Annotated in this window: 14 protein-coding genes; 11 read left to right on the top strand and 3 right to left on the bottom strand. The window is 67.0% G+C overall.

The genetic code is table 11. The annotated features are described in order from the left end of the window. Positions 1-184: 184 nt before the first annotated feature. Positions 185-601: a flagellar assembly protein FliX gene (locus tag ASE13_RS16655; RefSeq protein ID WP_056618659.1), complete on the bottom strand. Its 417-nt coding sequence runs from the start codon at positions 599-601 to the stop codon at positions 185-187. Positions 602-714: 113 nt separating this feature from the next. Between ASE13_RS16655 and ASE13_RS16650 the strand changes: the two genes are divergently transcribed. The 4 genes from ASE13_RS16650 to ASE13_RS16635 all read left to right on the top strand — a co-directional run bounded on the left by ASE13_RS16650 (position 715) and on the right by ASE13_RS16635 (position 3,804). Next, entirely contained in the window at positions 715-1,788 is a 1,074-nt protein-coding gene (locus ASE13_RS16650) for a flagellar basal body P-ring protein FlgI (RefSeq protein ID WP_235537019.1), read from the top strand. Next, positions 1,788-2,075: a rod-binding protein gene (locus tag ASE13_RS16645; RefSeq protein WP_056618655.1), complete on the top strand. Its 288-nt coding sequence runs from the start codon at positions 1,788-1,790 to the stop codon at positions 2,073-2,075. Before ASE13_RS16650 ends, ASE13_RS16645 begins: the two co-directional genes overlap by 1 nt. Next, positions 2,075-2,500, top strand: a complete 426-nt coding sequence (locus ASE13_RS16640) for a hypothetical protein (RefSeq protein WP_056618646.1) — start codon at positions 2,075-2,077, stop codon at positions 2,498-2,500. Before ASE13_RS16645 ends, ASE13_RS16640 begins: the two co-directional genes overlap by 1 nt. Positions 2,501-2,928: 428 nt before the next feature. After that, entirely contained in the window at positions 2,929-3,804 is an 876-nt protein-coding gene (locus tag ASE13_RS16635) for a helix-turn-helix domain-containing GNAT family N-acetyltransferase (protein ID WP_056618642.1), read from the top strand. Positions 3,805-3,836: 32 nt separating this feature from the next. Here the strand turns inward: ASE13_RS16635 and ASE13_RS16630 are convergent, their stop codons facing one another. Both ASE13_RS16630 and ASE13_RS16625 read right to left on the bottom strand, forming a co-directional pair. Then, entirely contained in the window at positions 3,837-4,241 is a 405-nt protein-coding gene (locus tag ASE13_RS16630) for a flagellar basal body protein (protein WP_056618639.1), read from the bottom strand. Positions 4,242-4,246: 5 nt separating this feature from the next. Continuing rightward, a complete protein-coding gene (locus tag ASE13_RS16625) occupies positions 4,247-6,991 on the bottom strand; it encodes a hypothetical protein (protein ID WP_321164355.1) in 2,745 nt (914 codons plus the stop codon). Between the two features lie 123 nt (positions 6,992-7,114). On the opposite strand from ASE13_RS16625, the gene ASE13_RS16620 reads away from it, so the two are divergent. The 7 genes from ASE13_RS16620 to ASE13_RS16590 all read left to right on the top strand — a co-directional run bounded on the left by ASE13_RS16620 (position 7,115) and on the right by ASE13_RS16590 (position 15,976). Further along, complete coding sequence (locus ASE13_RS16620; protein ID WP_056618633.1) at positions 7,115-8,149, top strand: flagellar motor switch protein FliG; 1,035 nt, start codon at positions 7,115-7,117, stop codon at positions 8,147-8,149. 7 nt (positions 8,150-8,156) lie between these two features. After that, the gene (locus ASE13_RS16615) at positions 8,157-8,825 is read left to right on the top strand and encodes a FliH/SctL family protein (RefSeq protein WP_056619027.1); all 669 of its coding nucleotides are present in this window, start codon (positions 8,157-8,159) and stop codon (positions 8,823-8,825) included. Positions 8,826-9,081: 256 nt separating this feature from the next. Continuing rightward, entirely contained in the window at positions 9,082-10,707 is a 1,626-nt protein-coding gene (gene fliF / locus ASE13_RS16610) for a flagellar basal-body MS-ring/collar protein FliF (RefSeq protein WP_056618630.1), read from the top strand. A gap of 10 nt (positions 10,708-10,717) precedes the next feature. Then, on the top strand, positions 10,718-11,065 hold the full coding sequence (fliN, locus tag ASE13_RS16605) for a flagellar motor switch protein FliN (RefSeq protein ID WP_056618628.1): 348 nt from the start codon (positions 10,718-10,720) through the stop codon (positions 11,063-11,065). Further along, positions 11,065-12,399 carry a sigma-54-dependent transcriptional regulator gene (locus tag ASE13_RS16600; RefSeq protein ID WP_056618624.1) on the top strand — a complete coding sequence of 445 codons (1,335 nt, stop codon included), beginning with the start codon at positions 11,065-11,067 and terminating at the stop codon, positions 12,397-12,399. Before fliN ends, ASE13_RS16600 begins: the two co-directional genes overlap by 1 nt. A 26-nt stretch (positions 12,400-12,425) precedes the next feature. Continuing rightward, positions 12,426-14,507: a flagellar biosynthesis protein FlhA gene (gene flhA, locus ASE13_RS16595; protein ID WP_056618621.1), complete on the top strand. Its 2,082-nt coding sequence runs from the start codon at positions 12,426-12,428 to the stop codon at positions 14,505-14,507. A 68-nt stretch (positions 14,508-14,575) separates the two neighbouring features. Further along, positions 14,576-15,976, top strand: a complete 1,401-nt coding sequence (locus ASE13_RS16590; protein WP_056618618.1) for a flagellar hook-length control protein FliK — start codon at positions 14,576-14,578, stop codon at positions 15,974-15,976.

Below are 15,976 nucleotides of genomic sequence, written 5' to 3'. Positions count from 1 at the left end.
CGGGGGAGGGGGACCATTTGCGCAGCAAATGGTGGAGGGCGCGCGCCACAAGCGCGTCCGTCGCGTGCCGATAATTCAGGACGGCGCGGCTTCGCCTCGCCGCCCCCTCCGTCGCGCTACGCGCGCCACCTCCCCCGCTCCTGCGGAGCGAGGGAGGAATGAGCGTACTACATTTCGCTAGAGCTCAGGCCTGAATATCGAGCTTGGCGAGCTCAACGCGAACGCGCAGCTCGATATCCGACAGGATTCCGGCGAGCACCGGATCGTCCGACGCCTCGAAATTCTCCGACCATTCGACGACCTCGCGGAGCCGCTCGACGCTCGGCGTGCCCGTCGCGAGTTCCTTGTGGAGCTTGTCGAGCGCATCCACGCCCCGCTCGGCATCTACGGCCTGCTTGCGCCGGCGCTCGATCGCCGGATCGGCCGCGGCGAGCGTCACCAGCATCGCCACCGAAGGCACCGGCTGGTTGGTGGCTGCACCCTGCATCGGCGCCGCGCGCACCGTTGGCTCATCCCCTGCGATCGGAAAGCCGGGCGCGGCCTTCGGCAGCGCGGCCAGCAGGCTGCGCGCCATCAGCGGCGTCAGGTTGTCGATGCGCACGAAATCAGGTCCTCTCGGCCCGCATTGGCCACCTTTCTTCTATAAGAGAGTTACCGCGGTTTTTCCACTTTCCCCGAGGGTTTATGCACCGGTTTGCCGCTCCGCTCCTGCTCATGCTCCTCGCGCTGATCGCCAGCCCGGGCGCCCTCGCGCAGACGCGGATCAAGGACATCGTCGATGTCGAGAATGTCCGTGAGAACCAGCTCGTCGGCTACGGCCTCGTCGTCGGCCTCGCCGGCACCGGTGATCGCATGCGCAACGCGCCCTTCACCGAGGAATCGATGCAGGCGATGCTCGAGCGCATGGGCGTCAACGTGCGCGGCACCAACATGCGCACCCAGAACGTCGCGGCGGTCTCGATCACTGCGACCATGCCGCCCTTCTCGCGTTCCGGCTCGCGGATCGACGTCCAGGTCGCCGCGCTCGGCGACGCATCGAGTCTGCAGGGCGGCACGCTGATCGCCTCGTCGCTCCGCGCGCTCGACGGCGAGATCTATGCTGTCGCGCAGGGCAATGTCGCAGTCTCCGGCTTCAAGGGCCAGGGCGCCGCCGCGAGCGTCAGCCGCGGCGTCACCACTTCGGCGCGGATCGCCGGCGGCGCGATCGTCGAGCGCGAGGTCCCCTATTCGCTCCAGTCGGCGACGAGCCTCAAGCTCGCGCTCAAGAACCCCGATTTCGCCACTGCCGACCGCATCTCCAGCGCGATCAACGGCCGTTTCCCCGGCAGCGCGCAAGTGCTCGATCCGGGCACGGTGCAGGTTGCGCCCGCCGCGAATTTCGTCGGCAACGTCATCGATCTGGTCACCCGCATCGGCGATCTCGAGATCAAGGTCGATCAGCCCGCGCGCGTCGTGATCAACGAAGCCTCGGGCACCGTGGTGATGAACAATGATGTCCGCATCACGCCCGTGGCGATCGCCCAGGGCGGGCTGACCATCACCGTCTCCGAGCGGCCGCAGGTCTCGCAGCCCGAGCCGTTCTCGCAGGGCCAGACCATTGTCGTCCCGCGCACCCAGGTGCAGGTCGACGACGGCAACGGCGCGCATCTCGCGGTGGTCAGCGGCGCCTCGCTCCAGTCCCTGGTCAGCGGCCTGAACACGCTCGGCGTCTCGCCCCGCGACCTGATCACCATCCTGCAGGCAGTGAAGAGCGCCGGCGCGCTCCAGGCCGAGATCGAGGTACAATGATGAACGATCTCAATGCGCTTTCGGCGACGCCCGCCGCCAAGCCGATCCGGAAAGTCGATCCGAAGAACGCCGATACGGCGAAGAACTTTGAGGCCGTCTTTCTCGGCCAGATGACCCAGATGATGCTCGAAAGCGTCGAAAAGGGCGAATTCAACGGCGGCGCCGGCGAGGACATGTTCCGCGGCGTGCTCGCCGAGAAGCTCGGCACCGAAATCGCGAACCGCGGCGGCGTCGGCCTCGCGCCGGTCGTGCTCGATCAGATCCTCAAGCTCCAGCAGGGAAAATAATGACCGCTCAGCTCATCGACGCGATGGTGTCGCTCACTGCGCTCATGGAAGAGGAGAGCGAGCAGCTCGCGCGCAAGGCCTATATGCCCGAACTGGGCGAGATAGCCGCGGCCAAGCTCCGCCTCACCGGTCGCATCGAGGCCGACGTCGCAAAGCTCAAGCGCGAGCGGCCCGACGATTGGGCCGAAGCGATCGAGCCCGAACTGCGCGCCGAATTGGCCGAAGCCAGCCGCAACCTGCGCGACGCATCGGCCGTCAACCAGCAGATCCTGTCGCGCCAGATCGAGCTTTCGGTCGAGATGATGGGGGCGATCGCCGCCGAAGCACAGCGGCTCACCGGCACTCGCAGCACCACCTACGGCGCGTGCGGCGGGCTGGGCGGTATGGACGCGCCGGCGCCGATCTCGATCAACGCCAAGCTGTAAGTCGGCAGATAGCTGGTCCCGAAATCGGGATTCGCGATCGTCCCGAACCCGTCCGGAAGAATATCTCGCCACTATATGAAAGTGGCGTGCAGGGTGTATGCTCCGAATCGGAATGAGCCGGTTGGGGAGGTCGGCGATGAACGTCCTGCAATTGCCGCGATGCCTGTTTGGTTCGCACCATCGAGACAGGCGTCACGCTTGGTATGACGGGCCAGTCGTGCGCAGCCACTGCACCGGCTGCGGCAAGCCGATGTTCAAGGACGGCCATGGCTGGCATACCGGCACCCCCGCCCCCTCCGAAACACAGGCCACGAGCGAATAGTTTCGACGCTGGCGAAGGATATCCCGCGCCTCCGTTCGACGGTCGCTTTCCGTCCAATGTTCGTGCCAACCTTGTAACGCCGGAATTACCTGACTAAAGTCAGACAATGCTCGATCCCGTTGCCCGTTTCCGCCGCTTTGCGCGCGCGGTCACCACCGAAATCGGGGCTCTCGACAGCTCCTTCCTGGGCCGCGGACGACCGCTTGGTGCGGCGCGGGTGCTGAACGCGATCGGTCATGGGCGATCGGACCTCGCGGAAATTCGCAATTTCCTGCGCCTCGATAGCGGGCTCATGAGTCGGCTGCTGCGCGGGCTGGAAGAAGAAGGGCTGATCGTCACGACGCCATGCTCCGATGACGCACGGCGCCGGACGGTGTCGATGACAAGCACAGGTGTGCGCGAGTTCCTTGCATATGAGCGCCTCTCCAACGAACGCGCCAAGGCCCTGCTCGACAGGCACGGACACCATGAGGCCCTGCTCTCCGCGCTCGATCTGGTCGCGTCCGCGCTGGCGAGCGATCGGATCGCTTTTCGCGTGGAGGATCCGCGGGCGGAGGTGTCGCGCTATTGCCTCGGGCAATATTACGAAGAGCTGGCGGGCAGCTTCGAGGGCGGCTTCGACGTAACCCTCTCCCGCGATCCGGACCCCGAGCGGATGGTGCCGCCACAAGGCGCGTTCCTCCTTGCAATGTCCGATGACTTGCCGGTCGGATGCGTGGGGCTCAAGGGGAATGGAAATGGCGAAGCGGAGATCAAGCGCCTCTGGGTTTCGCCCGCCGCGCGCGGCCTTGGCCTCGCATATCGCCTGATGGAGGAAGTCGAGGCGACGGCGCGCGAGCTCTCGATCACGACGCTTCGCCTCGACACGAACCGCGCGCTCGCGGGCGCGCTGCATCTCTATCGCCGACTGGGGTGGACCGAGATCGAGCGGTTCAACGACGATCCCTATGCCGACTTCTTTTTCGAGAAGAGGCTCGCATAGCCGGCCGATTGCGGGACACCCCCGGGGGGCTATCAGCCGCGGCCGCCCACCGCGGTCTTCAGCATCGACATCTGCTTGCGATACAGGCCGGTCATCGCCGTGAAATCGGCCTGGATCTCGCCCATCTTGAGCAACTGGTTTTCGAGCGTGACGTTGTTGCCGTCGGGCTTGGTTTCGGTGATGTCCTTGTCTAGGATCAGGCCGGTGCCGATCGGCTGGATCGCGCCAAGGCTCTTCATCCGATCGGTCAGCTGCACGCGCGGCGCGGCGATCATGCCGCTGCCGCCGACCAGGGAGGCGAAATTCGGCTCGGACACTTCGCGGGCCTTGTAGCCCGGCGTCTCGCTGTTCGCGATGTTGGTCGCGACGACGCGCTGCCGCTCGGACAGATTCTGCATCCGCTCGCGGATGCCGGCGAGGATCGGTGGCGTGTTCATGACGATCAGAATCCCAGCGTTGAGGGGGCGCCCGAATTGAGCCGGTTCAGGGCCGCCTGATAATTTGCGAGCTGCGCGCTCTCGCGTGCAGTGGATTGGGTGCCGGTGGCGGTGTTCTTGATGCCATCGACCATCTTTGCCTTGCCATCGTCCCAGTAGAGCGAGCGATAGGCGGTCTGCGTCATCGAGATCGCTTCCTCGACCTTCTTCATCGCCACCTTGGCATTGTCGAGGGTGACCAGGCTCAGCGCATCGCTCAGATCCATGCCAAAATTGCCGCCGGGACGGACCTTGGGGGCGCTGCTCGGCAATGCCGCCTGCGTCGCGATCCGCTGCGGCTCGATCCCGAGCTTGGCGAGCGCATCGGTGTCGGTGCCGCCGGGAATGAGCTCGAGCTCGTGCCCGGGCTTCATCGTGACGCGCAACTGCTGGACCCCGTCGACCACGGTCGCGGTCACCGTGCCCTTGGACGCACCGAGCATCCCCTGCATGCGGGCAGCGATCGTCTTCAGCGTGTCGCCGGCCTCGATCGTGACTTTCCGCACCGCGCCGCTATCGGCCTTGATCGAGAAGAAGTCGCCGGCACGCATCGTCGTCTGGGTGGTCAGCTTTTCCGACACTGCCGCGTTGACCGTGCCGCGGGCGAAGCCGAGCGCCGAAATCGAATTGGCACCGCCCATATCGGCGGCGATGCGGACCGGCTCTGTGCGCAGCAGAGCCTGGCCGAACTGGCTGGTGTTCTCGATCGCGCCGGTGGCGGCATCGAGGCGTGCGACGAAGCCGTCGGTCGGCCCGCGCCGCGGGGCGGCGAGGTCGCCGGTGGTGCGGCCGCCGGCGTAGAGATCGTTGCCCAGAAAGGCGATGCTGTCGACCTGATCGTCGGCCGCGGAGCCCAGATATGTCACGCTGGCGCCGCTCAGCCCGGCATCGATCCGCGCGACGAAGCCGTCGCGGTCCGCGCTCTTCGCATTGACCTGGCTGCCGGTGAGCGCCGCGCTCGTCGCGCCGCCGACGGCGATGGTGCCGTCCGCCGCCACCGCGATCGCGCGGACATCGGCGGTACCCAGATCGATACTGCCGAGCTCGGTCGTCAGCGCCGAGGCGCTGAGCTTCCTTACCGAGGCATTGCCGTCCTGACTGACCACGGCCAGCAGGTTCCCACCACCATCCATCGCGAGCGCGTTGATCGAGTCGAAGCCGCTGCCGGCGATCGTGCGGCGCTCGGCGAGCTTGCCGGTGGCGTCGATCCGCGCGACGAAAGCGTCGCCATTGCCGGCGGCGGTACGGCCGCCCACATAGACGGCGCCATCCACGCCGACCGTCACGGCCTTTGCGGCATCGGTGCCGATCGAGTGGATGACGGTGGAGAATTTCTCGTCGCCATTGGCCGCGTATTTGGCGACCACCATGTTGCCGTCGGCCGAAGTCACGCCGTTGAAGCTGCCTGTCACCGTGCCTGCGACGGCGATGCTGCCATCGGCGCCGATCGACACCGCAGCGCCGGTCGACGCGCCGCTGGCACCGAGGCTGCGCTGCCACACGACATTGCCCGCCCCATCCATCTTGGTCAGGAACAGATTGTTGTCGCCGTCCGACTGATTGGCGCCGAGATCCCCTGCGGTGGTGCCGACGACATAGCTATAGCCCTGTGCGTCGGTGGCGATCGCGGCAGCATCGGTGCTGGCGTAGACGTTGCTCGTCTTGGTGGTGCTCGTCTTGATCTTGCCGTCCATATCGGTGGACGTGGTGGTGATCGTGGTGGTCTTGCCCGCCAGCGTGTTCTGCGTTGTCGCGTCGCGGTCGAGCGCCGCGATCGTTCCCATCGACACCCGGGTGCTGGCGCCGTCCGGCTCGTTGAGGCGGAACACCTGGGTGGCGGTCGGCGCGTCGAGCGCGGTCTGCCCGGTCGCGACGACCAGCGAATCCTTCGCACCGATCTGGTCGAGCGACACTTGCTCCAAACCGTCGGGCGTCTCAAGCTTCAGCCCCCATTTGCCGTCGGCATAGGCAGGCTTGAAGCGCGCGGACCAGCGCGTGATGGGATCGCCCTCGGCGTCGGTCATCGGAGTGCCGTCGGTGTTGTAGATCAGGGTCGAGCTGATCGCGCCGTTGAGCTGCGACACGAGCGAATCGAGCGTCGGCGGCTGGGTCCCCTGCGACAGATCGATGGTGAAGGTCTCGTTGAGCGACCCGCGGTTGATCTTGACGCTGAACTGTTCCTGCCCGGTGAGATTGGGAATCGCATCGGAGCGCAGCTTGACCAGGCCCTCGCCCTTGGTCTCATAGGCATGGGTCGCGGCGAGCTTGCTCGACTGCGCAGTCGAGCTGGGCTTGCCGAAAGCGAGGTTCACCTTGTCCGACGGCGCGGTGGTCAGATAGCCTTGAAGGTCCGTGAGCCCTTTGGCGAACGCCTTCTCATATTGGGCGCGCTGTGCGCTGGTCGCCGTCTTCACCGTGGCCGCCTCGGCGAGTACGCGCAGCTTCTCCAGCGCCTTGTACGCCGTGAAGCTCGTCTTGATGTCGTCGGGCAGGATTGCGGTGCTGCTGCTCGACTTGTCGATGATCGTCCGCGAGGCGAGGATCGCAACGAGCTGGCTCGACGCCGATTTGGTGTTGGTCGCTTCCTTCCAGGGCGGCGTGGTCTCGGCGAGCGTGAACTGCGCCTTTGCGACACGCACCGCCTTGCTGTCGAAGGGGATCGCAGCGAAGGCCGTCGAGAAGACCGAGGAGTCTCCCGTCAGCAGGCTCAACCCCGTCAGACTGCCGGAAAAATTAACCGTCATGAAAACCGACCTTTCCCCCACACTCCTATAATAGGATGAGTGAACGCTTCCTTGCGTACACACCTGTATTTTTCTGCGAGGGGTCCCAGAATGAGTTTGATGGCGCCGATTGCCGAGCCGGTCGAACTGAAGAAGTATAGCGGCCCGCAGCGGGCGGCTGCGCTGATGCTGGCGCTGGGCAAGCAGCACGGCGCCCCGATCTGGGAACAGCTCACCACCGACGAGATCAAGGAACTCTCCTCGACGATCGCCGGCCTCGGCCGCATCCCGTCGCAGGTCGTCGAGCATTTGCTCATCCAGTTCACCGGCGAAGTCGCCTCGATGGCCTCGCTCCACGGCAGCTATGAGACCACCGAGCGATTGCTCGGCGGGATCCTGCCGGGCGAGAAGGTCAAGGAGATCATGGAGGATATCCGCGGTCCCTCGGGCCGGACGATGTGGGACAAGCTCTCAAACGTCAGCGAAACCGTGCTCGCCGGCGCGCTCAAGCACGAATATCCGCAGACCGTCGCGGTGATCCTGTCGAAGCTGCGTCCCGATCATGCCGCGCGCGTCATCGCCGAGCTGCCGCGCGATTTCTCGGTCGACGTGGTGATGCGCATGCTGCGCATGGAGACCGTCCAGAAGGACGTGATCAATCAGGTCGAGCAGACGCTGAAGAGCGAGTTCATGACCAACCTCTCGCGCTCGCAGAAACGCGACCCGCACGAGGCGATGGCCGAATTGTTCAACTCGCTCGATCGCTCGACCGAAGAGGCGATGTTGACCGCGCTCGACAACAAGGCCCCCGACAGCGCCGAGCGCATTCGCGCGCTCATGTTCACTTTCGAGGATCTGTCCAACCTGTTGCCGGCGGCGATCTCGATCATCGTCCGCAACGCCGACAAGCGCGAGATGGCGATGGCGCTGAAGGGCGCTCCCGACAAGCTCAAGCAGATGTTCTTCGGCGCGATGACCGAGCGTGCGGCCAAGCTGATGCGCGAGGACATGGCGGCGATGGGCCCGGTGCGCGCACGCGATTGCGAGGAAGCGCAGTCCTCGCTCGTCCGCCTCGCCAAGAGCCTCGCCGATCGCGGCGAGATCCTGCTGGTCGATCCCAAGTCCGACGACGCGATGATCATCTGAGATGGGCATGGGATTCCAGAACGTCGAGCGCTTCGCCTTCGACCGCATCTTCTCGACTCCGGCGAGCGAGAGCGCGACTATCCCGAGCGGCGACATGCTGCTCGAGATCTCCGCACTGCGCGCCGAACTCGCTCTGCTCCGCTCGGACGTGAATGCGCAGATCGCCCTCGCCCGCGCCGAAGGCTTCGAGGCGGGGCTGGCCCAGGCGCGCGCCGAGCGCGACGTCGCGCTGCTGAGCGCAGTCGATGCGCTCCACGCCGGGATCGAATCGCTCGACGAGCGCTTCGAGGATGTCTCGCGGCGCGTCACCGGCGAGGCGGCCGAAATCGCCCTCGCCGCCGCCGACATGATCGCCGGCCGGGCGATCGACGCGGCGCCCGCCGAAGCGATCGACGCCGCCATCGGCCGCGCGTTGAGCCAGGTTGCCCGCGGCACCGAGCTCGAGATCCGCGTCCATCCCGATCTGATCGAGGCGATCGAGGCGCGCATCGCCGATCGGCAGTCCCAGGATCGCCGCAAGCTCAACCTCAATGTGGTCGGCGACGTCACCGTCGCGATCGGCGATGCGCTGATCGGCTGGGAGCAAGGCGGCCTCGCCCTCGACGCCAATGCGCGCCGCCAGGCGGTGCTCGACGAGCTCGAGACTCTGCTGCCGAGCCCCGCCGGCGCGAACTGAAAAATTCCCCTCCCTCTTAGAGAGGGGCCAGGGGTGGGTAAGAAAAGGCCGGGCTCGACGCCCGGCCTTTTCTTTGTTTCCGGCCGCATCGCTGGGCTCGCTACGCTCGCACCCACCCCCCAATCCCTCCCTTGCAGGGAGGGGAGTCAGAACCACTAGGCAAAAAATTCCCACCCGGCACAAACTGCCGCCCGCCACCCTCCTATAAAACAAGGGAGAGGGGCGCTCCTGCCCCTGGCCACATCACGGGGCGGCTTTGGAAGCGATCAAGAATCTCGTCGGGCAGCTTGGCCCGAAGCGGCTGATGCTGATGGGCGGCGTGGCGTTCGCGCTGCTCGCCGCGCTCGCCTTCGTCGCGACGCGCGGCTCCGATCCGCAGATGGGCTATCTCTATACCGATCTCGATCCGTCCGCCGCCGCGACGATCACCGAGAAGCTCAAGGCGCAGAATGTCGAGTATCAGCTCTCGGCCGACGGCACTTCGGTGATGGCGCCGCAGGACAAGCTCGCCGAGCTGCGCATGAGCCTCGCCGGCGAGAAGCTGGGCGGCAAGATCGGCTATGAGGTGCTCGACGAGGAGCAGCCCTTCGGCGTCTCCGCCAGCCGCGCCAAGATGAACGAGACCCGCGCCGTCGAAGGCGAGCTCTCCAAATCGATCCAGACCATCCAGAATGTCAGCGCCGCGCGCGTCCACATCGTCATGCCCGAGCGCGCGATGTTCGCCGCCGAGAGCCGCAAGGCCACCGCCGCGGTGACGGTAAAGACCAAAGGCCGCCTCTCGTCCGAACAGATCGCCTCGATCCGCTATCTCGTTTCCTCCTCGGTTCCCGAGCTCTCACCCGAGGCGGTGTCGGTCGTCGACCAGACCGGCGCCCTGCTCGCCCGTGCCGGCGAAGCCGGTTCGGCCGGTGGCGCCGATGCCGACGAACGCCAACAGACGGTCGAGGCCAAGCTCCGCGAGGAAGTCGAGGCCCTGCTCGAGCCGATCGTTGGCCAGGGCAAGGTACGCGCCGAGGTTTCCGCGCAGATCGATCGTGACCAGACCCGCGAGGAATCGAACCTGTTCGACCCCGACAAGCAGGTCATTGCGCGCCAGGTCAGCGTCGAGAATGGCGAGCAGAACAGCGAGCAGGATGCCGCCGCGCAAACCGCCAGCGTCGGCAACCAGCTCCCCGAGGCGCAGGGCCAGGCACCCGGCGGACCGAACGGCAGCGGCAAGCAGTCGCGCAGCAATCAAACTTCCGAAGACACGACCTATGACAACAGCTCGACCAAGACCGTCACGCTGCGCGGTCCCGGCAAGGTCACGCGCCTCACCGTCGCGGTGATGGTCGATGGTGGCGAAAAGGGCCTGCCCCAGCCGCAGATGCAGCGCCTCCAGCGCCTCGTCGAGAATGCCGTCGGCATGGATGCCGAGCGCGGGGATAGCGTCGTGGTCGAAAGCATGCGCTTCGCCAATGACGACAGCCTGGCGGACAAGGATTCGGGCATCTTCTCCCAGTTGCCGATGGATCGGATCTGGGGCCTGCTCCAGATCATCGTGATCGGCGTGGTCGGCCTGGTCGCCCTCCGGATGCTCAAGCCCAAGATCGTGCCGCAGCCCGCAATGGCCGCGCTCGAAGGGCCCGCCGGCGAGACGCCGCTCTCCGCCCAGTCCCCCGAGATGCTCGCACTCGCCGAACGCGCCGCCGACGGCGACGACGACGCGATGCGGCAGCTCGAAGCCATGAACAACGGCGACCAACCGCTGCTCGATCAGGAGATCGCGCTCGCCCAGGTCGACGGCCGCATCAAGCTCTCCGCCCTCAAGCGCATTGGCGAAGCGATCCATGCGAGCCCGCCCGAAGCGGCCTCGGTGATCCGCCAATGGATGAACTCGTAAGGATTTGACGATGGATACCGAACCCCACGACATCATCCCCGCCGACAGCGACGCGAGCGGCCCCGTGTTCGAAGATTTCGAACCGTTGCCCGCCGGCGAAAACGCGCCCGTAGGCGCCGAAGGCCTCGAAGCCGTCCATGACGTGCCGGTCAAGGTGCAGGCCGTTCTCGGCCGGGCGCGCATGCCCGTCGGCGAGCTGCTCCACCTCACCTCGGGCACGGTGGTCGAGCTCGACCGCCGTGTCGGCGAGCCGGTCGACATTTTCGTCAACGATCGCCTGATCGCCCGCGGCGAAGTCGTGCTGATCGACAACGCACTCGGCGTCACGCTCACCGAAATCGTTCGGCAGGACCGTTGATGCCCGGATCAATCCGCATGATATTGGTCGGCGCACCGGGCGGCGAGTTCCGCCGCGCGGCCGAGCTGGCCCGTGACGCGGGCGCCGCCGTGGCGATGGCCGATACGCCGGCCCAGGCGCTCGACCTGCTCCGCGAGGGCGGCGGCGACATGGTGATGATCGACGTCGACGCCGACATCGCCGGTTTCATGGCCAGCCTGCGCGCGGAGCGTTTCACCCTTCCCGTGCTCGCCTGCGGCATCCAGGCTTCGGCCGAGCGTGCCGTGGCGGCGATCCGTGCCGGCGCGCGCGACTATGTGCCGCTGCCGCCGCAACGCGAGCTGATCGCCGCGGCGATCGCCTCCGTGATCGAGCGCAAGGCGCCGGTCCGCATCGGCGATCACCCCGCCCTCGCCCGCGCCGTGGCGCTCGCCACCGCGGTGGCCCAGACCGGCGCTCCCGTGCTCGTCACCGGCGAGAAGGGCTGCGGCAAGGAAGTCATGGCGCGCGCGATCCACGAGAGCTCGGGCCGGACCAATCCGCTCTACACCGTCGAATGCGCCGGCGTCGCCGCCGACGTGCTCGAATCCGAGCTGTTCGGACACGAAGCCGGCGCCTTCCCTGGCGCCGTCGCGCGGCGCATCGGCCGGCTTGAAAAGGCCGGCCATGGCACGATCTTCCTCCGCGAAGTCGGCCGCCTCGCTCCCGCAACGCAGGCGCGTCTGCTCGCCGCAATGCAGGAGCAGCGCTTCCACCGGATCGGCGGTGACGAGATCGTTCCGTTCCAGCCGCGGCTGATCGCCTCGACCAGCATGGATCTCGAGGCGGCGGTGCAGGCCGGTGGCTTCCGCGCCGATCTGCTGGTTCGCCTCGGTCTCGTCCGGGTCGAGGTTCCGCCGCTTCGCGAGCGCGGTGGCGACGTCGTGCAACTCGCGCAGCATTTCGCCGCCCGTCTCGCCGAAGCCGACGGCAGGCCCTCGCGCGCCTTCAGCGACGCGGCATTGGTATTACTCTCCCGCTACGGCTGGCCGGGCAATGTCCGCGAGCTCGAGGATTGCATCCATCGCGCCGTGCTGCTCGCGCAGGGTCCCGCCATCGAGCCGGACGACCTCGTCCGTTCGGACGGCACCCGCCTGCTCGATCTCGAGCTCGCCGAACCCGGCGATCTGCGGATCGACAGCCTGGTCGGCCGCACGGTCGAGGAAGTCGAGCGCGAGCTGATCCTACAGACGCTGACGCGCTGCCACGGCAACCGCACATCGGCCTCGAGCATCCTCGGCATCTCGGTCCGGACGATGCGCAACAAGCTGCGCACGTTCATCGAGGCCGGCATCGCCGTCGCCCCGGCGCCCTGACGATATTTGAATAAGGCGCGAATCTGATGCCCCCCGCCATCGCCAACATCCTCAACCGTATCGGCCTGAGCCGCGATCTCGCGCTCGCCGGTTCGGTCATCGCGATCATCGCGATGCTGATCCTGCCGATGCCGGGCTGGCTGCTCGATCTCGGCCTCGCACTGTCGATCACCATCGCGGTGATGATCCTGATGACGGCGCTCTTCATCGAGAAGCCGCTGGAATTGAGCGCCTTCCCGACGATCCTGCTGATCGCGACGATGTTCCGGCTGGGCCTCAATCTCGCCTCGACCCGTCTGATCCTCACCCACGGCCATGAAGGCCACGGCGCCGCCGGCGGCGTGATCGGGGCGTTCGGCGAGTTCCTCATGGGCGGCGAGGTCATCATCGGCCTCACCATCTTCATGATTCTGATCGTCATCAACTTCGTCGTGATCACCAAGGGCGCCGGCCGCATCGCCGAAGTCGCGGCGCGCTTCAGCCTCGATGCGATGCCCGGCAAGCAGATGGCGATCGACGCCGATCTCTCCGCGGGCATGATCAGCGAAGAGCAGGCGCGCGAGCGCCGCGCCGAGATCGAGGCCGAGAGCGGCTTCTACGGCTCGATGGACGGTGCCTCGAAGTTCGTGAAGGGCGACGCGATCGCCGCTTTGCTCATCACTGCGGTCAACATCCTCGTCGGCCTCACCATCGGCGTCGTCTCGCACGGCGTGCCGATCGGCGAGGCCTTCCACACCTATACCACGCTAACCGTGGGCGAGGGCCTGGTCAGCCAGATCCCGGCGCTGATCATCTCGATCGCCGCAGGCCTGCTCGTCTCGAAGGGCGGCATCAAGGGCAAGACCGGCGCGACTTTGGGCGACCAGCTCGGCCGCTATCCCAAGGCCTTCGGCATGGTCGCGTTTCTGATGGGTGCGCTGGCGCTGATGCCGGGCCTGCCCTTCCTGCCCTTCGCGATGTTCTCCGGTGCCGCGGGCTATGCCGCGTGGAAGATGAGCCAGAATGCCCGGGCCAGGGCCGCGCTCGAAGTCGCCGTCGCCGCGCAGGAACAGGCCCGCGAGGCGATCGTCGAGCAGCCCATCTCGCAGACGCTCGCGCTCGACGCCGTCCGCATCGAGATCGGCTATGCTTTGCTGCCGATGATCAACGACGAGCAGCGCGAGCCGCGCCTCGACGATCAGGTCCGCGCGCTGCGCCGCCAGATGGCGACCGATTTCGGCTTCGTCCTCCCATCGGTCCGCATCATCGACAATATGGGCCTCAAGCCCAACGAATATGTCATCACGATCAAGGAGACCGAGGCCGCGCGCGGCGAGATCCGTCTCGAGAAGCTGCTGCTGATCAATCCGGGCGGCGGCCCGGTCGGCATGCCGGGCGAAGTCACCAAGGAGCCGGTGTTCGGCCTCCCCGCCCTATGGATCGATCGCGAGCTGCGCGACGAGGCCGGCTTCCGTGGGCTCACCGTGGTCGATTGCGGCACGATCATCACCACGCACCTGACCGAGCTGGTCAAGGACAACATCGCCGACCTGCTCTCCTACACCGAGACGCAAAAGCTGCTGACCGAAGTCCACAAGGACGCCGAGAAGCTCGTCGCAGACATCGTCCCCTCGAAGGTCTCGATCTCGAGCGTCCAGCGCATCCTCCAGAATCTGCTGTCCGAAGGCATCTCGATCCGCGACATCCCGACGATCCTCGAAGGCGTGGCCGAGGCCGCACCGCTGACCGCCAATTTGACCCAGATGACCGAGCATGTCCGCGGCCGCCTCGCGCGCCAGATCAGCGCGTCGCAGGTCCGCGGGGAAGCGATCCCGGTGGTGACGCTCTCGTCCGAATGGGACCAGGCGTTCGCGGAATCGATCCTCGGCCATGGCGACGATCGCCAGCTGGCCATGGCGCCCTCCGCGCTCCAGAAATTCATCCAGTCGGTCCGCGAGACCTATGACCGGTTGGCGCAGGACGGCGAGATCCCGTGCCTGCTCACCAGCCCCGCGATCCGGCCGTTCGTCCGCTCGATCATCGAACGCGTCCGCCCGGCCACCGTGGTGCTGTCGCAGAATGAGATCCACGCCCGCGCCCGCATTCGCGCACTCGGCACGATCGGTTGAGACCGTTCGCGCAACAACCGTCCTATAATGAAGAGCGGCCTCTCGCGGGCCGAGCAAGAGGCGACCGGATGCAGATCAACCCCTTCGGCTATCCGCTCGGCGCGGGGATGCAATCCACGCCGGCAATGGGTGGAACCGGTCTCGGCTTCATCGACGCGCTCGGCGTCGCGATCGAGGGCGGCGTTCCACAGCAACGGACCGGCCTGATCGCCTCGCCCACGCCGCCCGCCCATTTCGATGCGAAGCTGGCGCAGACGCTCCTCGCCCAGGCGCAACTCGACACGCAAGCCAATCCGGTGGCCGTCACGCTGCCCGGCCTCCAGCAACCGACTTCGCTGTCGCAGCTGATGACTACCGCCGCCAAGCTTCCGACCCCGGACGCCCCCCCCGTCCCTGCCGCGACCATCACGACCGACACGCCGGCCGCGGATCCCGCAGTGACGCCGGTCGAGATTCCCGAGGTTTCTGGCCAGCCTGCCACGGCCAAGCCCGGCCCGCGGCCGCAGGCGCCCGCCCTCCTGATCGGTGCCGAAGCGCAGCCCGACGAAACGTTGGTGGTCGAGTCCCCCGTCGTCGCCAAGCCGACCGAAACCACGCCGACTCCGCGCAAGCCCCGTGCCACCGTCGCCGAGGCCGATCCCGCGCAGCCGATCGACGCGAAGATCGCGGTGCCGGCCGAACTGCTCGCTGGCGGCATGCCGCCCCAGCCCGCCGCGCAGCCGCAACAGCCCGCTCCGCGCGAGACGATGCAGGCAGCCAACGGCGCCGCCGCGCCGGTCGCGCGCAAATCGGCCCCCGCCAATGCACCGTTGGGCAATGCCACCCAGCCGGCCGCGAACGCCGCCACGCCGTCGACCACCGACTTCGCCAATGCCGTCGCGGCACGCGGCGATTCCACCGGCAGCGAGACCAATGCCGATGCGCAGGGGCAGCCTGACGCGCGCCCGGCAGCGCTTGCCCGTACTGATACCCCGGCCTTCCAGCCGGTCCATGGCGCCGCCAACAATAGCGCACCCGCGAGCGCCCCCGCCGCCGAACCGGTGATCGAGGCGCGTGCCGGCCATCTCGGCCATTCGCTCGGCGTCGAGATCGCCCGGAAAGTCGAGCTGGGCGAGGAAACGCTGCGCATCCGCCTCAACCCGATCGAACTCGGCCGCATCGAAGTGACGCTCGCCTTCGACGACAAGGGCAGCCTGCAGGCGACCGTCCGTACCGAGAGCGCGCAGGCGATGGACCTGCTCCGCCAGGACACGCCCGATCTCGCGCGCACGCTCGATCAGGCCGGCGTCCGCACCGACGCACAGAGCTTCCGCTTCGAGAATCGCGGCGGCGACAGCGGCGGCCAGCAGGCCCAGCAGCAGAGCCAGCACAATCGCGGCCAGCTCGCGTCGTCCGACGACGACGCGGCCATCGCCGAACCCATTTACCGCCCGATCCGCAGCGACGGGCAGGTCGACCTTCTCGCCTGA

Origin of the sequence: Sphingomonas sp. Root241, assembly GCF_001428865.1 — a bacterium.
GTDB lineage: Bacteria > Pseudomonadota > Alphaproteobacteria > Sphingomonadales > Sphingomonadaceae > Sphingomonas.
The sequence above is the reverse complement of the archived record's forward strand: the minus strand, read 5'-3'. Positions and strand labels throughout refer to the sequence as shown.

Bases quoted from the DNA above. Each gene is read 5' to 3' on its own strand.
- ASE13_RS16650 (WP_235537019.1), top strand. From the start codon at position 715: ATGCTCCTCGCGCTGATCGCCAGCCCGGGCGCCCTCGCGCAGACGCGG.
- ASE13_RS16645 (WP_056618655.1), top strand. From the start codon at position 1,788: ATGAACGATCTCAATGCGCTTTCGGCGACGCCCGCCGCCAAGCCGATC.
- ASE13_RS16640 (WP_056618646.1), top strand. From the start codon at position 2,075: ATGACCGCTCAGCTCATCGACGCGATGGTGTCGCTCACTGCGCTCATG.
- ASE13_RS16635 (WP_056618642.1), top strand. From the start codon at position 2,929: ATGCTCGATCCCGTTGCCCGTTTCCGCCGCTTTGCGCGCGCGGTCACC.
- ASE13_RS16630 (WP_056618639.1), bottom strand. From the start codon at position 4,241: ATGAACACGCCACCGATCCTCGCCGGCATCCGCGAGCGGATGCAGAAT.
- ASE13_RS16620 (WP_056618633.1), top strand. From the start codon at position 7,115: ATGAGTTTGATGGCGCCGATTGCCGAGCCGGTCGAACTGAAGAAGTAT.
- ASE13_RS16615 (WP_056619027.1), top strand. From the start codon at position 8,157: ATGGGATTCCAGAACGTCGAGCGCTTCGCCTTCGACCGCATCTTCTCG.
- fliN (WP_056618628.1), top strand. From the start codon at position 10,718: ATGGATACCGAACCCCACGACATCATCCCCGCCGACAGCGACGCGAGC.
- ASE13_RS16600 (WP_056618624.1), top strand. From the start codon at position 11,065: ATGCCCGGATCAATCCGCATGATATTGGTCGGCGCACCGGGCGGCGAG.
- flhA (WP_056618621.1), top strand. From the start codon at position 12,426: ATGCCCCCCGCCATCGCCAACATCCTCAACCGTATCGGCCTGAGCCGC.
- ASE13_RS16590 (WP_056618618.1), top strand. From the start codon at position 14,576: ATGCAGATCAACCCCTTCGGCTATCCGCTCGGCGCGGGGATGCAATCC.